At 44.6% G+C, this 20,485-nt stretch carries 21 protein-coding genes and 1 tRNA gene; 21 read left to right on the forward strand and 1 reads right to left on the reverse strand.

Annotation, left to right across the window (positions count from 1 at the left end; all coding sequences use genetic code 11):
* Positions 1–29: 29 nt before the first annotated feature.
* From hisD to CU635_RS04370, 13 genes are all read left to right on the forward strand, one after another.
* Entirely contained in the window at positions 30–1,301 is a 1,272-nt protein-coding gene (hisD, locus tag CU635_RS04310) for a histidinol dehydrogenase (RefSeq protein ID WP_101575953.1), read from the forward strand.
* A 198-nt stretch (positions 1,302–1,499) separates the two neighbouring features.
* On the forward strand, positions 1,500–2,087 hold the full coding sequence (gene hisB, locus CU635_RS04315; protein WP_101575954.1) for an imidazoleglycerol-phosphate dehydratase HisB: 588 nt from the start codon (positions 1,500–1,502) through the stop codon (positions 2,085–2,087).
* Positions 2,088–2,720 (forward strand): imidazole glycerol phosphate synthase subunit HisH, encoded by a 633-nt coding sequence (gene hisH, locus CU635_RS04320; protein WP_101575955.1) that lies wholly within the window; start codon positions 2,088–2,090, stop codon positions 2,718–2,720.
* Positions 2,720–3,451: a 1-(5-phosphoribosyl)-5-[(5-phosphoribosylamino)methylideneamino]imidazole-4-carboxamide isomerase gene (hisA, locus tag CU635_RS04325; RefSeq protein ID WP_101575956.1), complete on the forward strand. Its 732-nt coding sequence runs from the start codon at positions 2,720–2,722 to the stop codon at positions 3,449–3,451. The genes hisH and hisA overlap by 1 nt, the downstream gene beginning before the upstream one ends.
* On the forward strand, positions 3,452–4,210 hold the full coding sequence (gene hisF / locus CU635_RS04330; protein ID WP_101575957.1) for an imidazole glycerol phosphate synthase subunit HisF: 759 nt from the start codon (positions 3,452–3,454) through the stop codon (positions 4,208–4,210).
* Positions 4,207–4,848 (forward strand): bifunctional phosphoribosyl-AMP cyclohydrolase/phosphoribosyl-ATP diphosphatase HisIE, encoded by a 642-nt coding sequence (gene hisIE, locus CU635_RS04335; RefSeq protein ID WP_101575958.1) that lies wholly within the window; start codon positions 4,207–4,209, stop codon positions 4,846–4,848. Before hisF ends, hisIE begins: the two co-directional genes overlap by 4 nt.
* 173 nt (positions 4,849–5,021) lie before the next feature.
* Positions 5,022–6,527 (forward strand): tetratricopeptide repeat protein, encoded by a 1,506-nt coding sequence (locus CU635_RS04340; protein ID WP_101575959.1) that lies wholly within the window; start codon positions 5,022–5,024, stop codon positions 6,525–6,527.
* Positions 6,528–6,648: 121 nt separating this feature from the next.
* Positions 6,649–7,602: a thioredoxin-disulfide reductase gene (trxB, locus tag CU635_RS04345; protein WP_101575960.1), complete on the forward strand. Its 954-nt coding sequence runs from the start codon at positions 6,649–6,651 to the stop codon at positions 7,600–7,602.
* 399 nt (positions 7,603–8,001) lie between these two features.
* Positions 8,002–8,460, forward strand: coding sequence for an NUDIX hydrolase (locus CU635_RS04350; RefSeq protein ID WP_101575961.1), 459 nt, complete (start codon positions 8,002–8,004; stop codon positions 8,458–8,460).
* A 27-nt stretch (positions 8,461–8,487) separates the two neighbouring features.
* The gene (rapZ, locus tag CU635_RS04355; RefSeq protein WP_101575962.1) at positions 8,488–9,378 is read left to right on the forward strand and encodes an RNase adapter RapZ; all 891 of its coding nucleotides are present in this window, start codon (positions 8,488–8,490) and stop codon (positions 9,376–9,378) included.
* Positions 9,375–10,358 carry a gluconeogenesis factor YvcK family protein gene (locus tag CU635_RS04360; protein ID WP_101575963.1) on the forward strand — a complete coding sequence of 328 codons (984 nt, stop codon included), beginning with the start codon at positions 9,375–9,377 and terminating at the stop codon, positions 10,356–10,358. Before rapZ ends, CU635_RS04360 begins: the two co-directional genes overlap by 4 nt.
* Positions 10,359–10,395: 37 nt before the next feature.
* Positions 10,396–11,349: a DNA-binding protein WhiA gene (gene whiA / locus CU635_RS04365; protein WP_101575964.1), complete on the forward strand. Its 954-nt coding sequence runs from the start codon at positions 10,396–10,398 to the stop codon at positions 11,347–11,349.
* A 22-nt stretch (positions 11,350–11,371) separates the two neighbouring features.
* Entirely contained in the window at positions 11,372–11,629 is a 258-nt protein-coding gene (locus CU635_RS04370) for an HPr family phosphocarrier protein (RefSeq protein ID WP_101575965.1), read from the forward strand.
* Positions 11,630–11,665: 36 nt separating this feature from the next.
* On the opposite strand, the gene clpP is transcribed toward CU635_RS04370, so the two are convergent.
* The gene (gene clpP, locus CU635_RS04375) at positions 11,666–12,280 is read right to left on the reverse strand and encodes an ATP-dependent Clp endopeptidase proteolytic subunit ClpP (RefSeq protein ID WP_101575966.1); all 615 of its coding nucleotides are present in this window, start codon (positions 12,278–12,280) and stop codon (positions 11,666–11,668) included.
* A gap of 327 nt (positions 12,281–12,607) precedes the next feature.
* On the opposite strand from clpP, the gene CU635_RS04380 reads away from it, so the two are divergent.
* The 8 genes from CU635_RS04380 (at position 12,608) to gpmI (ending at position 20,482) form a co-directional block, all read left to right on the forward strand.
* Positions 12,608–12,679, forward strand: a tRNA-Arg gene (locus CU635_RS04380).
* Between the two features lie 319 nt (positions 12,680–12,998).
* Positions 12,999–14,321, forward strand: a complete 1,323-nt coding sequence (rpoN, locus tag CU635_RS04385) for an RNA polymerase factor sigma-54 (protein WP_101575967.1) — start codon at positions 12,999–13,001, stop codon at positions 14,319–14,321.
* Between the two features lie 16 nt (positions 14,322–14,337).
* The gene (locus CU635_RS04390) at positions 14,338–14,580 is read left to right on the forward strand and encodes a glutaredoxin family protein (protein WP_101575968.1); all 243 of its coding nucleotides are present in this window, start codon (positions 14,338–14,340) and stop codon (positions 14,578–14,580) included.
* A 143-nt stretch (positions 14,581–14,723) separates the two neighbouring features.
* Positions 14,724–15,746: a sugar-binding transcriptional regulator gene (locus CU635_RS04395; protein ID WP_101575980.1), complete on the forward strand. Its 1,023-nt coding sequence runs from the start codon at positions 14,724–14,726 to the stop codon at positions 15,744–15,746.
* A gap of 51 nt (positions 15,747–15,797) precedes the next feature.
* Positions 15,798–16,805 (forward strand): type I glyceraldehyde-3-phosphate dehydrogenase, encoded by a 1,008-nt coding sequence (gene gap, locus CU635_RS04400; protein WP_101575969.1) that lies wholly within the window; start codon positions 15,798–15,800, stop codon positions 16,803–16,805.
* A 151-nt stretch (positions 16,806–16,956) separates the two neighbouring features.
* Complete coding sequence (locus CU635_RS04405; protein ID WP_101575970.1) at positions 16,957–18,141, forward strand: phosphoglycerate kinase; 1,185 nt, start codon at positions 16,957–16,959, stop codon at positions 18,139–18,141.
* Between the two features lie 51 nt (positions 18,142–18,192).
* Positions 18,193–18,954, forward strand: a complete 762-nt coding sequence (gene tpiA, locus CU635_RS04410; RefSeq protein ID WP_101575971.1) for a triose-phosphate isomerase — start codon at positions 18,193–18,195, stop codon at positions 18,952–18,954.
* Complete coding sequence (gene gpmI, locus CU635_RS04415; protein WP_101575972.1) at positions 18,947–20,482, forward strand: 2,3-bisphosphoglycerate-independent phosphoglycerate mutase; 1,536 nt, start codon at positions 18,947–18,949, stop codon at positions 20,480–20,482. The genes tpiA and gpmI overlap by 8 nt, the downstream gene beginning before the upstream one ends.
* Positions 20,483–20,485: the final 3 nt, after the last annotated feature.

Raw genomic sequence — 20,485 nt, forward strand, 5'->3', positions numbered from 1 at the left:
CATGCTTCAGGCTTGAAAGGGTGGAAGAAATGGAGATTCGAAAAATTGATAAGCAAATTTCTTTGAAAAGGTCAATTGACAGCGGCACAGAAGAGCAGCGTTCGGCCGTAAAAGCTATTATCACCGATGTTCGAAAACAAGGTGATGGCGCGTTATTGGCTTATACGGAAAAGTTTGACGGTGCCAGGTTGAAAGGCTTAACGGTTGACCAGGCTGAGGTTGAAGCAGCGTATGCGGATCTTGATGGAGAGCTTGTTTCGATTATAAAAGAAGCGGCTGTGAACATTCGATTATTCCATGAGAAACAACTGCACCCGTCCTGGATGACAAGCGACGAATCAGGAACAATGCTTGGCCAAAAAGTAACTCCGCTCGATGCAGTCGGTGTTTATGTTCCTGGAGGAACCGCGGCCTACCCGTCATCAGTGCTTATGAATGTCGTTCCGGCAAAAGTTGCAGGCGTTCAGCGGATTGTGATGGTTTCTCCGCCCGACGCAACAGGCAAGCTCCCGGCTGCCGTTCTGGTCGCTGCCAAGGAAGCCGGAGTTGAGGAAATATATAAGGTCGGGGGTGCTCAGGCAGTTGCTGCACTCGCATATGGAACGGAATCGATCCGGCAGGTCGATAAAATTGTCGGTCCCGGAAATATTTATGTTGCCCTTGCCAAGCGTGAAGTATTCGGTGATGTCGACATCGATATGATTGCCGGCCCGAGCGAAATTACAATACTGGCTGACGATTCGGCTTTTCCTGATGAAATAGCTGCTGACCTTCTTTCCCAGGCGGAGCATGACCCAAGAGCATGCAGCATTCTTGTCACGACATCGCAAGCGCTGGCAGAAGCAGTGTCGCTGGAAGTTGAAAAGCAGTTGGAACTGTTGCCGCGAAAGGAAATTGCGGCGCAAGCGATAAAGGAGTTTGGCATCATTTATGTAGCAGACAACATCGATGAAGCAATTGACACTGTCAATCAGCTTGCTCCAGAGCATCTCGAAATTTTGACTGAGAACGGAATTGAGCTGTTGGGTAAAATCCGCCATGCGGGAGCGATTTTCATCGGCAGATTCAGTCCCGAGCCGGTCGGTGATTATTTTGCCGGCCCAAACCATGTTTTGCCGACAAATGGCACTGCCCGATTCTCGAGCCCGTTAAATGTCGAAGATTTTCAGAAAAAATCGAGTATTATTTATTATAGTGAAAAGAAGTTAACCGAAAATGCTGAAAAAATTGCAGCGTTCGCCCGCCTCGAAGGGCTTGAAGCCCATGCCCGTGCTGTAGAGGCGAGATTTCATAAAAAATAAGCCCGTCAGAAAAATAATTAAGCGTTCATGCAGATAATTAAGCGCTCAGAAAAATAATTAAGCGTTCACGCGGATAATTAAGCGTTCAGAAAAATAATTAAGCGCTCAGCGCAATAATTAAGCGAAATCTGTTTCGCCAGCACCGGACGGATTCAAGCGATCATCACATTTACTTTAGGACATGGAGGGATGACAAACATGGCAAGAACAGCGGAAATTAGTCGTAAAACAAACGAAACAAATATTCAGCTATCTTTTGAAATAGACGGATCGGGCCATTCGAAGCTCGAGACAGGGGTCCCGTTTTTAACGCATATGCTCGATTTATTCACAAAGCACGGGCAATTTGATTTGATGGTCAATGCAAAGGGCGATACTGACGTAGATGACCACCATACGACAGAGGATATCGGCATCTGTATTGGACAGGCGTTGCGCGAAGCGCTTGGCGATAAAAAAGGAATCAAGCGCTACGGCAATGCATTTGTGCCGATGGATGAGGCGCTTGCCCAGGTGGTTGTTGATTTGAGCAACCGTCCGCATCTTGAAATGCGCGCCGATTTTCCAAGCCAGAAGGTTGGCACGTTTGACACTGAGCTTGTCCATGAGTTTTTATGGAAGCTGGCGCTTGAGGCAAGGATGAATTTGCATGTGATTGTTCATTATGGGCAAAACACGCACCATATCATTGAGGCGATTTTTAAAGCGCTGGCAAGAGCGCTTGATGAAGCAACCACAGTTGATCCCCGCATCAAAGGGGTCCCATCAACGAAAGGGATGTTATAAATGATCGGGATTATCGATTATGGAATGGGAAACCTGTTCAGCGTTAGCAAAGCGCTTGAACGGCTCGATGCCCCGTTTTTTATCTCCGAAAACATCGGGGAGCTTGAAGCTGCCGATACATTAATTTTGCCGGGAGTCGGATCGTTCCGGGATGCGATGGAAAGGCTGAAGCAAACCGGGCTTGCCGAAATGATCATTCGTTTTGCCCGGACTGGAAAACCGTTGCTTGGAATTTGCCTCGGTATGCAGCTGCTATTTGAAGAAAGTGAAGAAAACGGATTAACAGCAGGACTGTCGCTATTGCCGGGCAAAGTGCATCGTTTTCCTGGGATCACTGCCACCGGGGAGTTGTATAAAGTCCCGCATATGGGCTGGAATCGCCTTCGGTTCCTCCACGATTCTCCTATTTTAAAAAATATCGATGCCGACTTTGTTTACTTTGTCCATTCCTACTATGTAAGTACCGATCAAGAAGTCATCATCGCAGAAGCTGATTATGACGTTGAAGTTCCTGCCGTTGTAGGCAGGGCAAATATATTTGGGATGCAATTCCATCCTGAAAAAAGCGGTGCTCTCGGCATGGAGCTGCTTCGCAATTTTACCGAGCTTGCAGGGGAAAGGAAGAAGGCCTGATGGGATTTACGATTTATCCGGCGATTGATATGAGAGGCGGGAAGTGTGTTCGCCTTCTCCAGGGAGACTATGCGAAAGAAACAGTCTACGGTGATTCGCCTTTTGCGATGGCGAAGCAGTTTGCCGCTGATGGTGCTGAGTGGATTCATATGGTTGATCTTGATGGCGCAAAGAATGGAAAACGGGTCAATGATCAATATGTGATTCAGGCAGCAAGGGATTTACAGGCGAACGTGCAAATTGGCGGAGGGATTCGTACCGAAGCTGATATTGCTCATTATCTTGAAAATGGAATTTCCCGGGTGATTATTGGCAGTATCGCCGTTTCAAATCCCGATTTTGCGACTGAGATGATCAAAAAATATCGAGAGCAAATCGCTGTCGGCATTGATGCGAAGGATGGCTTTGTCGCCACGCACGGCTGGGTAACGACGAGTGAAGTGTCAGCGATTGAGCTTGGAAAGCGGTTTGCAGATGCTGGAGCGGAAACGTTTATTTTCACCGATATTGCAACAGACGGGACATTGTCAGGACCTAATTTGCAGGCAGTGAAGCAAATGGCTGAGGAAACCGGCAAAAGTGTCATTGCCTCTGGAGGAGTCAGCACGCTTGATGATTTAAACCAATTAAAAGCTTACGAGAAAAGCGGGATTACTGGAGCGATCGTCGGTAAAGCTCTTTATGAAAAGCGTTTTACGCTTGCAGAGGCATTAAGAGAGGTGAAAGCGTAAATGCTTACAAAAAGGATTATCCCTTGCCTGGACGTCAAGGAAGGCCGGGTTGTAAAAGGGATCCAATTCGTTCAGCTCCGCGATGCAGGTGATCCGGTCGAGCTGGCGCGTTTTTATGATCAACAGGGAGCAGATGAACTTGTATTTTTAGACATTTCTGCTTCGCATGAAGGCAGAAAAACGATGATCGAAGTCGTAAAGGCTGTCGCTTCACAACTGGCAATTCCGTTTACGGTTGGCGGCGGTATCAATTCGCTTGAGGATATGAAACGAATTTTGCGCGCGGGTGCTGATAAAGTGTCATTAAATACAGCGGCAGTGCTAAATCCCGGTTTGATTTCCGAAGGAGCTGGATTTTTCGGAAATCAATGCATTGTCGTCGCGATCGATGCAAAATATGATTCGGAAATCGGTTCATGGCGGGTATACACCCATGGCGGCAGGACACCGACAGATCGTGAAGTCGTCGCCTGGGCACAGGAAGCTGTGAAGCGGGGCGCAGGAGAAATTCTCCTGACGAGTATGGATAGCGACGGCGAGAAAAACGGCTTCGATCTTGCTTTAACAAAAGCGGTCAGTGAGGCAGTAACAGTTCCTGTCATCGCTTCAGGGGGAGCGGGCAGCAGTGCTCATTTTGCCGAAGCTTTTATAAGCGGCAAAGCGGATGCAGCTCTTGCTGCTTCAATTTTTCACTATAAAGAGACATCTGTCAGCGAAGTAAAAGAATTTTTACGGGAGAAAGGAGTGCATGTCCGTTGAATATCGACAACATCCGCTTTGATGAAAAGGGACTTGTAACGGCAATCGTGCAGGATGCTGTGACAAAAGCAGTTCTGACGCTCGCCTATATGAATCGGGAATCTCTCGAAAGATCGATTGAAACAGGAGAAACCTGGTTTTTCAGCCGTTCGCGCCAGGAGCTCTGGCATAAGGGAGCGACGAGCGGGAATACGCAGAAAATTATCGAGATGACATATGATTGTGACGGGGACGCCATTCTCGTCCTCGTCAACCCGAACGGACCTGCATGCCATAACGGTACAGTCAGCTGTTTTACCAACTCTTTATATGCAACGCAGTCAAACGCGGCTGAAAATGACAGCGCGGCGAACTATGAGATTCTCACCAAGCTTGAGCAGGTGATTAAAGAGCGGGAACAGCAACGCCCTGAAGGAGCGTATACGACCTATTTATTTGAAAAAGGTGTCGATAAAATCCTTAAGAAGGTCGGCGAAGAAGCAGCAGAGGTGATCATTGCTGCGAAAAACCGCGACTCTGAGGAACTGAAATGGGAAGCGGCAGATCTTATCTTCCATCTGTTTGTTTTGCTGAGGGAGCAGGAGCTTTCTTTTAGCGAGATTCTAAGTGTTTTGGAAGAGCGGCATACAAAAAAATAATCTTGAAACGGCGGCCCATTGTGGACCGCCTCTTTATTTGATGATACCACCGGAACACACTCGTTTTAATAAGGGCAGTACTAAACGTTTGCGATTCAGTTTCATTCCCTTCTCTACTTGCTTGCACATATGGTATACTACTGTAGTTAAAATCGATTTATTTGGAGGATTTCATGGGGAAAGACTCAGAAGCTAGACAACAGCGTGGAAAACTATTACCGTTTGCCCCGACTGGTGAGTATTACTTCGCAAAAGGGATTAAAGCATACCAGCGCAGGGATTTAAATAAAGCAAAAAAATATATGCACCGTGCCATGCAGCTTGAGCCAGGCGAGCCGATGATTGTTTGCCAGCTTGCCGTCGTTTGCACGGAGTTGGGAGATTATCAATATTCAAATAGTCTTCTGCATACGATTCTTGAAGATCTTGATGAAGAAATGGCGGAATGCCATTATTTTTTAGCCAATAATTATGCCCATCTTGGATTTTTTAAAGATGCTTATCATCATGCCAATTTATACTTGGATCTGGATCAGGATGGTGAGTTCACGGAAGATACGGAGGACCTGCTTGAACTGCTTACTTTGGAAGCGGAGGAGTTTGAAGAAGATCTTTACGACCAGGATGATCTTATTATCAGGCAAGAGCATGCCCGGGAGCTTCTCGAATCAGGCCATTTCCCAAAGGCTGTAGCAATACTGAATGGCGTCATCAAAGAATATCCGGAATATTGGTCAGCCTATAACAATTTGGCGCTTGCGTATTTTTATCTCGGTGAAACCGAGAAGGCGTCCGGCATTCTTGACGAAGTTTTGAAACTTAATCCAGGGAATTTGCATGCGATTTGCAACAGGCTCGTATTTTCCTATTATGAAAATAATGCAGAGGAAGTAAACGAAATAAAAGAAGTGCTTCGTAAAATAAAGCCGATTTCCGTTGAACACCAATATAAGCTAGGCACAACGTTCGCGTTGATCGGCGAGTATGAGAGTGCCTACGTGTGGCTTCGAAAGCTGCAGCGCCAAGGTTACGAAGGGGACGGCGGTTTTTATTATTGGCTCGCTTATTCGGCATACTTTACGGGACACGAGCAGGCAGCAAAAGCGAACTGGAAAAAGGTGCTTGAAATAAATCCGGAAAAGGAAGGTCTCGAACCATGGAATGAAGACCGTCATCAGGCAAATGGCTTAGAAGAACACATCCCTTCGATCATGAAGAAGCTTGCCAGCGACTATCCGGAAGAGAGATTATTTGCGTTGTTCTTAACATCACATTCGAATAAAAAAAATGACATTCTTACGTCTGATGAAACGATTGCGAATCAAAAATTCACTGCAATTGAAAAGCAGTATGTCGTTTTATTGACTACGGAAGCAGCGGGACTCGAAGCCCATTTAGCAAAAATGGCCCACGATACCGCTGAATTGCTCTACCGTTCTCATAGGCCGATCGGAACGAAGGAGGCGGGCCTGTATTTGATGTGGTTTTCCGTGTTTGTGGAGGCTGTGAAGGCAGGCCTGGATCTGAAAAATACAAAAGCTTGGGCAGCGGCTATCGAGTATATATGGCATAAGCTCAGAAACGAAAAAGTGCCGCAGCAGACAATCGCCAAGCAATACGGGCTTTCAGGCTCAACATTGCAAAAGTATGTAAAAATCGTGAACAGCTGCCTGCAATGAGCAAATACTTGGACGATAGCAGCCTTTATTTTATAGGATAAGAGTAGATAGGATATAAATAAAGTGAGTGAAAAAATCCATGAAGTCATGCGAATCCTCGTGGACGAAGGAGTGGACCAACGTGTCAGAAGAAAAAATTTATGATGTGATTATTGCCGGTGCAGGTCCTGCTGGAATGACGGCCGCTGTTTATACATCCCGTGCCAATTTATCAACTTTAATGATCGAACGCGGCGTGCCAGGCGGCCAGATGGCCAACACTGAAGAGGTGGAAAACTATCCTGGTTTTGACCATATTTTGGGGCCGGATTTATCAACGAAGATGTTTGACCATGCCAAAAAGTTTGGTGCAGAATATGCCTATGGCGATATAAAAGAGATTATTGACGGCGAAGAATATAAGACGGTTGTTGCTGGATCCAAGCGGTATAAGGCCCATGCTGTCATTATTACGACCGGTGCCGAATATAAAAAGATCGGTGTACCTGGTGAAAAAGAACTCGGCGGCCGCGGTGTATCTTATTGTGCGGTTTGTGACGGAGCCTTCTTCAAGGGAAAAGAGCTGGTTGTTGTCGGCGGAGGAGACTCAGCAGTAGAGGAAGGGGTTTACTTGACCCGTTTCGCTACAAAGGTTACGATTGTTCATCGTCGCGATGAGCTTCGCGCCCAGGCGATCCTTCAGCAACGTGCCTTTGCCAATGACAAAATCGACTTCATCTGGAACCATACAATTAAAGAGATCAACGGTAAGGATGGAAAAGTCGGCAGTGTTACCCTTGTTTCCACAGAAACAGGGGAAGAGCAGGATTTTCCGGCCGATGGCGTATTTATATACATCGGAATGGTGCCTCTCTCCAAGCCGTTTGCCAATCTTGGCATCACAAATGCAAATGGCTATATCGAAACGAATGAATTGATGGAAACAAAGGTGCCTGGTATCTTTGCTGCAGGTGACATTCGTGAAAAAACACTCCGACAAATTGTTACGGCTACTGGAGACGGAAGCATCGCTGCCCAAAGTGCCCAGCATTTCATCGAAGAACTGAAGGAAGCACAAAAAGCCGCGAAAGCTTAGGTTTTGTGAACAAATTTTCGGATTGGAACATTCAATGACATTCAAGCGTGTATCACGATTTCACTATGGTGAGCTGTTGGATGTCGCCATTCCTTTACAAAAAAGTCATTATGTTTTAATTCTGCTGTAACAGTAGTGAAATAATATTGAGGTAGAATAGGAATAGAAATTGACCCCCTTTTAAGAATATATTTTTCTACAGCACAGGTTATCCTGTGCTATTTTTTTTATCAATGTAATATTGGCTAAGCGTGAACAATATGGATCATTTTTTTTTACCTAAAATTATCCGATTTGTATTCATTGTAGCTGTATGTCAAAAATAGTATAATGAAAAGAATGAAATATCGGCGTTTCGAAAGCCGGGTGACAATGGACGGATAAGTTGAGGTGGAATTCGTGCAGCGGGTAACAAATTGTGTCTTGCTTAAAGAGGACAAAATACTTTTATTACAAAAGCCCCGTCGCAGCTGGTGGGTCGCTCCCGGCGGAAAAATGGAACCGGGAGAATCCGTAAGGGATTCATGTATAAGGGAATATCGGGAAGAAACGGGCATATACTTGCGAAACCCAAGTATTAAAGGGATTTTTACCTTCATTATGATGGATGGTGACCAATTGATCTCGGAATGGATGATGTTTACTTTTTTTGCCACCGAGGCAGATGGTGTTCACCTTGAAGAATCCGAAGAGGGCATCCTCGCCTGGCACCGCCTCGAAGATATAAAAAATTTGCCAATGGCAGCGGGCGATTATCATATACTTGATTATATGATCCACGGTAAAGGAGTCATGTATGGGACGTTTACATACACTCCGGATTTTGAACTAATCAGTTACCGTCTTGATCCGAGTTAGAAAGACTTTATTACAGGGGGAAATGAAATGAGTACCGGTGCTAACGATACCCAATTGGTTATCATTACAGGAATGTCAGGAGCAGGGAAAACGGTAGCGATCCAAAGTTTTGAGGATCTCGGTTTTTTTTGCGTCGATAACTTACCGCCTACTTTATTACCAAAGTTTCTTGAACTGATGAAGGAATCTGGGAATAAAATGAATAAAGTGGCGCTGGTTATGGATTTAAGGGGGAGAGAATTTTTCGACCACCTCTTTAAAGCTTTGGATGATCTTGCCGAAAAGTCATGGGTTGCGCCACAAGTACTTTTCCTCGATGCAGATGACAATACACTCGTAAGAAGATACAAGGAAACACGCCGTGTTCATCCCCTTGCTCCGGCAGGCCTGCCACTCGAAGGGATTAAGCTGGAGAGACAGCTTCTTGAAGAGCTGAAAGGAAGAGCACAGCTTATTTATAACACGTCTCAAATGAAACCACGCGAACTTAGAGAGAAAATTTTAACCGAATTCTCAGCTGATAAAAAACTAATTTTTACGGTCAATGTCGTGTCTTTCGGCTTCAAGCATGGCCTGCCAATCGATGCGGATCTTGTCTTTGATGTCCGTTTTTTACCGAATCCACATTATATTGAACATATGCGGCCAAAAACAGGACTTGATGAAGAGGTTTCAAGTTACGTCTTAAAATGGATTGAAACGCAGAAGTTTTTGGAAAAGGTAACCGAACTGCTTAGCTTTATGCTTCCCCACTATAAGCGTGAAGGGAAAGGCCAGCTCGTTATCGCGATTGGCTGTACAGGCGGGCAGCATAGATCGGTTGCGCTTGCCGAATATATTGGCCACTATTTTGAGAACGACTATCATACAAAAATTGCGCACCGGGATATTGAGAGAAGAAAGGACCCAACGACATGACCACCGAACAACAACCTAGAATAGTCATCATCGGAGGCGGAACGGGGTTGCCGGTCTTGTTGCGCGGACTTAAGCAGCTCCCGGTTGATATTACCGCAATTGTCACAGTTGCTGACGATGGTGGAAGCTCGGGTCGGATTAGAAATGATCTTAAGATCCCACCGCCCGGCGATATCAGGAACGTTCTGGCCGCTCTTTCTGATGTTGAGCCGCTGATAGAAGAAATGTTTCAGCACAGATTCAAGACTTCGAATGAACTTTCAGGCCATTCGCTTGGAAATCTAATCTTGGCTGCCATGACTTCGATAACCGGAAATTTTGTGCATGCGATCCAGGAAATGAGCAAGGTTTTGAACGTTCGCGGCAAGGTTCTGCCAGCCGCTAACCAAAGCGTTGTCCTCCATGCCGAAATGGAAGATGGCACGATTGTGTCCGGAGAATCGAAAATTCCTTTCTCCGGAAAGCGCATCAAAAAAGTATTTTTATCACCAAAAAGAATTAAATCATTGCCGGAAACGCTTCACGCCATCAGGCAGGCCGATTTAATTATCATCGGTCCCGGAAGTTTATATACCAGCCTTCTTCCCAATTTGCTTGTTCCGCGGCTTGGTCAAGAAGTATGCCGATCAAAAGCGAGAAAGGTATATATCTGCAATTTAATGACGCAGGCAGGAGAAACACATGATTTTACTGCGAGCGACCATGTGAAAGCCATTTATGAACATATGGACTGTGCTTTTATCGATACCATTTTAGTCCATAATCAAGAAATTCCGCTCGATGTCCAGTATCGCTACAGGGAAGAGCTGGCCAAGCCTGTCCAGTATGATTTGCCAAAGCTTTACGACCTCGGCCTTAAAGTTGTATATGGCGATATTATCAGCGTTGAAGATGGAGTCATTCGCCATGACACGAAAAAAGTTTCCGATTTATTATTTTCTTTGCTTATGGATGAAACTAAAAAGAGGTTCAATGCGTAATACGTAATGCAACCGTTTGTCTACAGGGGGTGGAGGGATGTCTTTCGCTTCGGAAACGAAAAAAGAATTGACGAATATGGAGATAAAGGATTGCTGCGGAAAAGCGGAATTGTCGGCATTAATCCGCATGAATGGGTCTCTGTCTTTTTCCAATCGAAAGCTGGTTGTTGACATTCAAACAGAAAATGCAGCAATCGCAAGAAGAATCTATACACTGATCAAAAGGAGTTACGAGCATGTACAGGTCGAGCTCCTTGTCCGCAAAAAAATGCGTTTGAAAAAGAACAACGTTTATATTGTGCGTCTTTCAGAAGAAGGAAAGAGGATTTTAGAGGATTTAAAAATCCTTGGGGACGGGTTTACTTTTGTCCACGATATTTCCCGGGAGCTTGTTAAAAGGAAATGCTGTAAGCGTTCTTATTTACGGGGAGCCTTTTTGGCGGGAGGATCGGTGAACAATCCGGAAACCTCCTCCTATCATCTTGAAGTGTTTTCCCTTTACCAGGAACACAACGACTCTCTATGTGAATTAATGAATTTGTTCGATTTAAACAGCAAAACGCTTGAGCGGAAAAAAGGCTTTATTACGTATTTAAAGGAAGCAGAAAAAATCACTGAGTTTCTGAATATTATCGGTGCCCACAATGCACTCCTGCGCTTTGAAGACATCCGCATTGTCCGCGATATGAGAAATTCGGTCAACCGCCTTGTCAATTGTGAAACAGCAAACTTAAACAAAACAATCGGTGCAGCATTGCGGCAAGTAGAAAATATTCGCTTTATTGAGCAGACTGTCGGTCTTAAGGTTTTACCTGTAAAATTAAGGGAAATTGCGGAGCTGCGTGTCGCTTACCAGGATGTTACGTTAAAGGAGCTTGGCGAGATGGTCTCCGGAGGGGAGATCAGCAAATCAGGAATTAACCACCGGCTAAGAAAAATTGATGAAATAGCTGAGAAGCTGCGCGCTGGACAGCCAGCAGGTGATTTATAGAGAAAAACCGGGAGGAATTGTGATGGTAGAAACAAAAGTAGAAGTAAAATTAAAAACGGGCTTACAAGCACGGCCAGCCGCTTTGTTCGTCCAGGAAGCGAATCGTTTTTCTTCCGATATATTTCTGGAGAAAGACGGCAAAAAAGTGAATGCGAAAAGCATCATGGGGTTAATGAGCCTTGCAGTCAGTGCCGGTTCGACGATAACCTTGATTGCGGACGGACATGATGAGCAGAATGCGCTTCAAGAGCTCGCAAATTACATCCAAAAAGAAAATTAAAAAAACTCGCGCCGATTGGCACGAGTTTTTAATTGGTTATTTTTTGTCTTTTTTGTCGGTATTTTCGATAGGGTTTCTAGTGATAATTTGGTCTACTAAGCCGTATTCAAGCGCTCTGTCGGCGGTCATAAAGTTATCGCGTTCTGTATCCCTTGCGATCACTTCAAGTGGCTGGCCTGTGCGTTCAGAAAGAATTTCGTTTAGCTTGTCACGCAAGAATAAAATGCGTTTTGCAGCAATTTCAATTTCAGTTGCCTGGCCTTGCGCGCCGCCAAGCGGTTGATGAATCATGACTTCGCTGTTAGGAAGCGCATAGCGTTTGCCTTTTGTACCTGCAGCAAGTAAAAATGCTCCCATTGAAGCAGCCATTCCGATACAAATTGTTTGCACATCCGGCTTGATAAACTGCATCGTGTCATAAATCGCCATACCGGCAGTAATGCTTCCTCCCGGGCTGTTAATGTAGATGGATATATCTTTCTCGGGGTTTTCCGCTTCAAGGAACAGCAACTGGGCGACAATTGAATTGGACACATGGTCATCAATTCCACTTCCAAGCATAATGATGCGGTCTTTTAGCAGGCGTGAATAAATATCGTAAGCACGCTCGCCCCGGTTTGTCTGTTCAATAACTGTTGGGATTAAATTCATTAACGCTTCCTCCTCCAATATCAAGAGATCAAACATACATTAGTAATGCAGTTCTTCCAATAGAAGAATAGTATGTATTGCTATCATACAATGATGGTCAATAAAGGTCAAACGAATCGCATTCGAGAATGGGATGAATCGTTCGACACTTTTATGACTGGAAAAAAACCGCTCCGTTTCCATCTTACCCAAAGTATATTTTTTTAAACGCCGAACTTGCTTGCAAAGAATGAAAACATGCCCTATAATAGTAAATCGTAGTGCTTAAACGATTAGCAGCTTTTTATGCGAAAGAAGGCGCTTGACAAGCGATTTATATTTTAATATGCCCTCGTGGTGCAACGGATAGCACGTAAGATTCCGGTTCTTGAGATGTGGGTTCGATTCCTGCCGAGGGCGTTGCCAAAAACCTTTTCCTGATTCACAACATCAGGGAGAGGTTTTTTATATTATCGGGGTGAGTGCCGCTGGTCAGTTGCGTCTCTCTGACAAAACTGGTTTCGCTCATAAATTCGACAACCGCTCATAAATCAACCTCATAAATTCGGAGTGTTGTAAATAAAACTGGAATACATATTATAATACAGTGTAACTCAGTGCACCCAACGAAAATCTTCCTGCAACGAGGTCCTTATTTCTACCGGGATCTGCATTATAAATAAATTTCCATACACCATTGCTGATCCTTATTGTAAAATGGGTGCAGGGGGGATGCAGAATGGATTTTAAAGCGGGACTTTGGCAGCAGCAAACTTTAAAATTGATGCTTACGCAGGAGCTGACTCAAGCGATTGCGCTTTTGCAGTATTCTGCTCAGGAGCTTAACGCTTTCCTCGAAAATAAAGCAGCAGAGAACCCCCTTTTACAGCTGGATTCAGGCAATTTTCAAACCGCCATTGATCCGCGGATGGACCGGAGTAAATCCTCATGGAAAAATAGTCAAAAAGACAAGAAAAACTGGATCGAACAAATAGGCGAGAAGGTTGTCTCATTAGATGAATACTTGCGTTCACAAATCAATTTTAAACAAGTCACAACACGGCAAATACAGATTCTCACCGATTTCATCCTTAATTTAGATGAAAACGGTTACTTCTATGATTGGCATGAAGCTGTGGCTAAATATCCACTGCAAGAGGCGGAAGAATGTTTGCACATCCTCCAGCAGCTCGATCCTGCCGGCATCGGTGCGCGCAGCCTTCAGGAATGTCTGTTACTGCAGTTGCAAAGACTCGGAAACAGAAATGCATTGGCGGAGATGATTATAACCGATTATTTTCACCCATTTGCCAATAAGAATTGGAAGCTGATCTCGAAAGAGGCAGGAATTGAGCTAAAGGAGATCCAGCAAACATTTGATTTTATTCAAACGCTCAATCCCAGACCGGGTGCTCTTTTTCAGCAGCAAAAGCCGGTCTACATGATCCCGGATGTAATTATTGATTGGAATGGCATCGATTATACGGTGACCATCCTTGATTCCGTCATTCCGAAGCTGAGCTTTAACCATGCTTATTTTACGGAAATGTCAACCTATAAGGACGACCAGGTCAGCCGCTTTCTTCAGGAAAAAAAACAGGATTATTATTGGATTTTAAAAAGCCTGGAGCAAAGAAAAGAAACGCTGCTGAAAGTAACAATGAAAATCGTTGAAAAGCAGCAAGGTTTTTTCAAAAAAGGACGCGAGGGTCTCAAGCCATTAATCATGAAGGAAATATCCGATGAATTGGGCATTCATGAATCGACAGTCAGCAGGGCGGTCCGGGAAAAATATGCACAAACCCCATTTGGAACGATGGAATTAAAATCATTTTTTACGAGTACAATTCAAACCGTTTCAAGTGAAAATACTTCATCGGCACAGGTGAAAAGTAAAATTGAAGCATATGTTGCCGCTGAAAATAAACAAAAGCCGTTATCTGATCAGGAAATTGTCGCCAGGCTGCAGGAAGAAGGAATGATCGTTTCAAGAAGGACAGTCGCCAAATACCGGGATCAGCTAGGGATAGCTTCATCCTCAAAAAGGAAAAGATACGAATAGAAGGAGAAATAAACTGGTGCTTAAGCTTATTTTTTATACGCGAACTAAATGCCCTTTATGTGACAAGGCAAAAACCGCTTTAATTGAGATGCGATCAGAAAATCCTTTCGAATTGGAAGAATGGGATATTGACGAAAGCGACGAATTAACCGAGAAATACGGTTTGATGATTCCGGTTGTCGAACTTGACGGAGAGATGCTTCAATATGGTCATATTGATAAATTCGAATTAAGTAAACGTTTGCAAAAAAAAGATTAAACATATATGTTGAATTAGCCGTTCACTCCTGTTAAAATGAAAATGGAATCAGGAGTGATTTTTTTTTACCGTTAGCGGGACATAATATGTCACACCGGGACGTTTTGTGACCAACATCACTTCATTCAAGGAGAAACGGTATGATGAATTCATTATTTGATATCCAAAGAAGATTATTGCCTGATCTGCTTGATGTTATGCAAAAACGTTATCTGATCCTCCAATACATAAACGTGATGCAGCCAGTGGGGAGACGAAGTCTGGCGATCAGCCTCGGGCTTACCGAGCGCGTGCTTCGTTCAGAAGTCGAGTTTTTAAAGGGCCAGAGCTTGCTTTATTTTACAAGCCTGGGAATGAGTTTAACAGAAGAAGGCAAGGCCCTGTTGGAAAGACTTGATAGCATAATGAGAGGCATAACGGGTATAGACAAATTAGAGCGCCAGCTCGAAGCCCAGCTTGGCATCCAAAAAGTGATTATCGTCAATGGCGACAGCGACCAGTCACCATGGGTAAAGCATGAACTTGGGAGAGCGTGCGCGATCTCCATGAAAGAGCGTCTTCACGACGAAAATATCATTGCCGTAACCGGTGGATCTACAATGGCGGCAGTTGCTGAAATGCTGACACTCGATTTTGGCAAGAATGATTTGCTGTTTGTGCCTGCAAGAGGCGGGTTGGGTGAAGATGTACAAAACCAGGCGAATACGATCTGTGCAAAAATGGCCGCGCAAACAGGGGCAAAGCACCGCGTTCTTTATGTACCTGACCAGGTAAGCCGTGAAATTTACCAATCATTTATAAAAGAGCCTTTTATTCATGAAGTGCTTGATTTAATCAAATCGGCTAGCATGGTTTTACATGGAATTGGAGACGCTATAACAATGGCGGAGCGCCGGAAAACGAGTGCGGAAGATTTGGAGATCATTCGTAAAAAGAAAGCTGTTGGTGAAGCTTTCGGCTATTACTTTGATGAAACTGGGGAAATTGTCCACAAAGTCCCAACGATTGGTTTGCAGCTTGGAGACTTGCCCGGCGTTGACAGCGTTTTGGCTGTTGCGGGCGGCTTCTCAAAGGCAAAGGCCATTCGCGCCTACATGAAACAGGCTCCGGCATCGACGATTTTAATTACCGATGAAGGTGCCGCTAAGCAGTTGATACAAGGGTAACCCCCTTTATATAAATAAAAAGCCTTATATATTCAAAGGAGGAAAATCATCATGGCAGTAAAAGTTGGTATTAATGGTTTTGGTAGAATTGGACGTGTTGTATTCCGTGCAGCACTGAACAACCCAAATGTAGAAGTAGTGGCAGTAAACGACTTAACAGATGCAAATATGCTTGCGCATTTATTAAAATATGATACTGTTCACGGTAAGCTGGACCAGGATGTGACTGTTGATGGAGATTCCCTCGTTGTCGGCGGGAAAAAAGTAAAAGTTCTTGCTGAACGCGATCCTGCCCAACTAGGCTGGGGCGACCTTGGTGTTGAAGTGGTTGTTGAATCAACAGGCCGTTTTACAAAGCGTGCTGACGCTGCAAAACATTTAGAAGCCGGCGCGAAAAAAGTTATTATCTCTGCTCCTGCGAGCGATGAGGATATCACAATTGTTATGGGTGTAAACCATGATAAATATGATGCTGCAAACCATCATGTAATCTCGAATGCTTCTTGTACTACTAACTGTTTAGCTCCTTTCGCGAAAGTTCTTAATGATAAGTTTGGAATTAAACGTGGAATGATGACAACTGTCCACTCATACACAAATGACCAGCAAATCTTGGACTTGCCGCATAAGGATTATCGACGTGCCCGTGCCGCGGCAGAAAATATTATTCCGACAACAACTGGTGCTGCAAAAGCAGTGTCCCTCGTTTTGCCTGAACTCAAAGGTAAATTAAATGGAGGCGCAATGCGCGTACCAACTCCAAACGTATCTTTAGTAGACTTGGTGGCTGAACTTAATTCAGATGTAACAGCTGAACAACTAAATGCCGCTTTCAAGGAAGCTTCTGAGGGAGAATTAAAAGGGATTTTAGGCTACACAGAAGAGCCTTTGGTATCAAGGGACTTTAACGGAAGTGAGTATTCTTCCACTATCGATGCACTTTCCACAATGGTTATGGAAGGTAACATGGTAAAGGTTATTTCTTGGTATGACAACGAAACAGGCTATTCAAGCCGTGTAGTTGACCTTGTTGATTACATCGCTCAAAAAGGACTATAAGACTAAAAGAATAAATATCCATGCATTATATAATTAATGGATATTAATATCGTGAACCACTATAATATAGACGGATGAAAAGGGGAGCGGGGATCATTCCCCACTCCCTTTTACTCGTCCAGGCTGATAATCCAAAGGAGGTTCTTTTGCCATGAATAAAAAAACCGTAAAAGATGTGGATGTAAAAGGGAAGAAAGTGTTTTGCCGTGTTGATTTTAACGTTCCGATGAAGGATGGAACCATTACGGATGAAACACGGATCCGCGCTGCGCTGCCGACAATTCAATATTTAACAGAACAGGGCGCCAGGGTTATTTTGGCATCCCATCTCGGCCGTCCTAAAGGCCAGGTTGTTGAGGAATTGAGGCTTACCCCGGTTGCCGCTCGATTGTCAGAGCTTCTTGGCAAAGAAGTGAAAAAAACGGATGAAGCATACGGAGAGTCTGTCAGCAAAGAGATTGACACAATGTCTGATGGCGATGTACTCCTCCTTGAAAACGTCCGATTCTACAAGGGCGAGGAAAAAAATGACCCCGAGCTGGCAAAAGCGTTTGCAGATTTAGCTGACATTTATGTCAATGACGCGTTCGGAGCTGCCCACCGTGCCCATGCATCAACAGAAGGAATTGCTCACCATCTTCCAGCGGTTTCAGGCATTTTGATGGAAAAAGAATTGGCGGTGCTTGGGAAAGCATTGTCTAATCCGGAACGGCCTTTCACAGCAATTATTGGCGGTGCCAAGGTAAAAGATAAAATCGGTGTCATCGATAATCTGCTTGAAAAGGTTGATAACTTAATTATCGGTGGCGGCTTGGCTTACACATTTGTAAAAGCAAACGGAAATGAAGTCGGAAAATCATTGCTTGAGGAAGACAAAATCGATCTGGCAAAATCGTTTATGCAAAAAGCAGCAGAAAAAGGCGTTAACTTCTATATGCCAGTTGATGCAATTGTCGCAGATGATTTTTCACCTGAAGCAAACACTCGAGAAGTAGCGATTGAAGAGATTCCTTCTGATTGGGAAGCTTTGGATATCGGTCCGAAAACGGCGGAAATTTATCGCGATGTCATCAAGAATTCAAAATTAGTCATTTGGAACGGTCCAATGGGTGTTTTTGAGTTTGATAAATTTGCAGGGGGAACGAAAGCTGTCGCCGAAGCACTTGCCGAAGCGTCTAATACATATTCGGTAATCGGCGGCGGAGATTCTGCAGCAGCAGTTGAAAAATTCAACCTGGCTGAAAAAATGAGCCATATCTCCACCGGCGGAGGTGCGTCCCTCGAATTTATGGAAGGCAAAGCACTTCCTGGGGTCGTGGCTTTACTGGATAAATAAACCGGGGAGCAGCTTTTGCTCCCAGAATTGACACACGAAAGGATGTGCGACATGCGCAAACCAATTATCGCAGGAAATTGGAAGATGCATAAAACTCTTTCAGAGGCAAAAGCCTTTATTGAAGAAGTAAACGGGCTGGTCCCTCCTAAAGAAAACATCGAATCGGTCGTCTGTGCCCCGGCATTGTTTTTGGAACAGTTAGTCGAAAGCACAAGAGACTATGATCTCGAAATCGGTGCCCAGAATATGCACTTTGAAGAAAGCGGTGCTTTTACAGGGGAAGTAAGCCCGAAAGCCCTTGCTGACATTGGAGTTAAATATGTAATTATCGGACACTCCGAGCGCAGGGAAATGTTTAACGAAACCGATCATTCGGTCAACAAAAAGACGCTTTCCGCATTTAATTATGGTTTAACACCAATTGTTTGCGTCGGTGAAACACTTGAACAGCGTGAAAACGGCGAAACGAATCAGCTTGTCGGCGACCAGGTAAAAAAAGCATTAAACAGTTTAACAGAAGATCAAGTTAAGCAAACTGTCATTGCTTACGAACCAATCTGGGCGATTGGAACAGGTAAATCTTCAACTGCGCAAGATGCAAATGAAGTTTGTTCCCATATCCGCCAGGTGGTTGCGGAACAATTTTCACCGGCTGCAGCTGATGCAGTCCGCATTCAATACGGCGGAAGTGTAAAGCCGGGCAACATTAAAGAATATATGGAACAGCCAGATATTGACGGAGCCCTTGTAGGCGGAGCAAGCCTTGAGGCCCAGTCATTCCTACAGCTATTGGAGGCAGGCCAGAATGAGTAAAGCCCCTGTTGCGCTCATCATTCTTGACGGGTTTGCTATAAGAGGCGAGCGAAAAGGGAATGCTGTTGCGCAGGCGAACAAACCAAATTTCGAACGATATTGGAACAAGTACCCACATGCTAAGCTGATTGCATCCGGAGAAGCAGTCGGGCTTCCGCAGGGGCAGATGGGGAACTCCGAAGTCGGCCACTTAAATATTGGAGCGGGCCGAACCGTGTTTCAAAGCTTAACACGAGTCAATATTTCGATTCGTGAAGGCGAATTTGCGAAAAATCAAACCTTTCTTGATGCAATCAAGCATGTAAAAGAAAAAGGGAAAAGACTCCATTTATTCGGGCTTCTTTCTGACGGTGGCGTCCACAGCCATATTGAGCATATGTTTGCGCTTTTGCGCCTTGCCGCTGAGGAAGGAGTCGAAAAAGTCTATCTTCACGCGTTCCTGGACGGACGCGATGTCGGGCCGCAAACGGCCCGGAAATATATTGAAGAAACTTTGGAGAAAATGAATGAGTATGGTGTAGGAGAGTTCGCGACAATCTCAGGCCGATATTATTCGATGGACCGGGACAAGCGTTGGGAGCGTGTTGAAAAATCATATCGCTCGATGGTGTACGGAGAGGGTCCAGCCTATTCGAATCCATTGGAACTTATTGAAGACTCCTACAAAAACGGAATTTTTGATGAGTTTGTGTTACCATCGGTATTAACGAGACCCGATGGAAAACCGGTTGCAACAATCGAAGATGAAGATGCGGTTATTTTTTATAATTTCCGTCCTGACCGGGCCATTCAAATCTCGAATACTTTTACAAACAAGGATTTCCGTTCTTTTGACCGGGGAAGGAAGCATCCGCAAAACCTTCACTTTGTCTGTTTGACGCATTTCAGTGAGACAGTTGACGGCTATGTGGCTTTCAAACCAGCGAATCTCGATAACACCATTGGAGAGGTTCTGGCGCAAAACGGCCTGAAACAGCTGCGTATTGCTGAAACCGAAAAATATCCTCACGTTACGTTCTTTATGAGCGGCGGACGCGAAGAGAAATTTCCTGGTGAAGAACGAATTTTAATTGCATCACCAAAGGTTCCGACCTACGATCTTCAGCCAGAGATGAGTGCATACGAAGTCACGGATGCGCTCGTGAAAGAGATAGAGGCGGATAACTTTGATGCGATTATTCTAAACTATGCAAATCCGGATATGGTCGGCCATTCAGGCATGCTCGAACCGACAATTAAAGCGGTCGAAACGGTCGATGAATGCCTCGGTCGCCTTGTCGATTTGATTATCGCAAAAGGCGGAACAGCGATTATCACCGCTGACCATGGGAATGCTGATGAAGTAGTCACCATCGAAGGGCACCCTATGACTGCACATACAACGAATCCGGTCCCTGTCATTGTTACAAAAGAAGGCGCTGAATTACGGGAAGACGGAATTCTCGGCGACCTGGCACCAACAATGCTCGATCTTTTAAATTTAGCAAAACCAGTTGAAATGACTGGACGATCTTTATTAAAAAAATAACTG

The sequence above is a fragment of the Bacillus canaveralius genome (assembly GCF_002860125.1).
GTDB lineage: Bacteria > Bacillota > Bacilli > Bacillales > Cytobacillaceae > Bacillus_BJ > Bacillus_BJ canaveralius.

Excerpts from the sequence above, each read along its gene's own strand:
- hisD (WP_101575953.1), top strand. The coding sequence starts at position 30 with ATGGAGATTCGAAAAATTGATAAGCAAATTTCTTTGAAAAGGTCAATT.
- hisB (WP_101575954.1), top strand. The coding sequence starts at position 1,500 with ATGGCAAGAACAGCGGAAATTAGTCGTAAAACAAACGAAACAAATATT.
- hisH (WP_101575955.1), top strand. The coding sequence starts at position 2,088 with ATGATCGGGATTATCGATTATGGAATGGGAAACCTGTTCAGCGTTAGC.
- hisA (WP_101575956.1), top strand. The coding sequence starts at position 2,720 with ATGGGATTTACGATTTATCCGGCGATTGATATGAGAGGCGGGAAGTGT.
- hisF (WP_101575957.1), top strand. The coding sequence starts at position 3,452 with ATGCTTACAAAAAGGATTATCCCTTGCCTGGACGTCAAGGAAGGCCGG.
- CU635_RS04340 (WP_101575959.1), top strand. The coding sequence starts at position 5,022 with ATGGGGAAAGACTCAGAAGCTAGACAACAGCGTGGAAAACTATTACCG.
- rapZ (WP_101575962.1), top strand. The coding sequence starts at position 8,488 with ATGAGTACCGGTGCTAACGATACCCAATTGGTTATCATTACAGGAATG.
- CU635_RS04360 (WP_101575963.1), top strand. The coding sequence starts at position 9,375 with ATGACCACCGAACAACAACCTAGAATAGTCATCATCGGAGGCGGAACG.
- whiA (WP_101575964.1), top strand. The coding sequence starts at position 10,396 with ATGTCTTTCGCTTCGGAAACGAAAAAAGAATTGACGAATATGGAGATA.
- CU635_RS04370 (WP_101575965.1), top strand. The coding sequence starts at position 11,372 with ATGGTAGAAACAAAAGTAGAAGTAAAATTAAAAACGGGCTTACAAGCA.
- clpP (WP_101575966.1), bottom strand. The coding sequence starts at position 12,280 with ATGAATTTAATCCCAACAGTTATTGAACAGACAAACCGGGGCGAGCGT.
- rpoN (WP_101575967.1), top strand. The coding sequence starts at position 12,999 with ATGGATTTTAAAGCGGGACTTTGGCAGCAGCAAACTTTAAAATTGATG.
- CU635_RS04395 (WP_101575980.1), top strand. The coding sequence starts at position 14,724 with ATGAATTCATTATTTGATATCCAAAGAAGATTATTGCCTGATCTGCTT.
- gap (WP_101575969.1), top strand. The coding sequence starts at position 15,798 with ATGGCAGTAAAAGTTGGTATTAATGGTTTTGGTAGAATTGGACGTGTT.
- CU635_RS04405 (WP_101575970.1), top strand. The coding sequence starts at position 16,957 with ATGAATAAAAAAACCGTAAAAGATGTGGATGTAAAAGGGAAGAAAGTG.
- tpiA (WP_101575971.1), top strand. The coding sequence starts at position 18,193 with ATGCGCAAACCAATTATCGCAGGAAATTGGAAGATGCATAAAACTCTT.
- gpmI (WP_101575972.1), top strand. The coding sequence starts at position 18,947 with ATGAGTAAAGCCCCTGTTGCGCTCATCATTCTTGACGGGTTTGCTATA.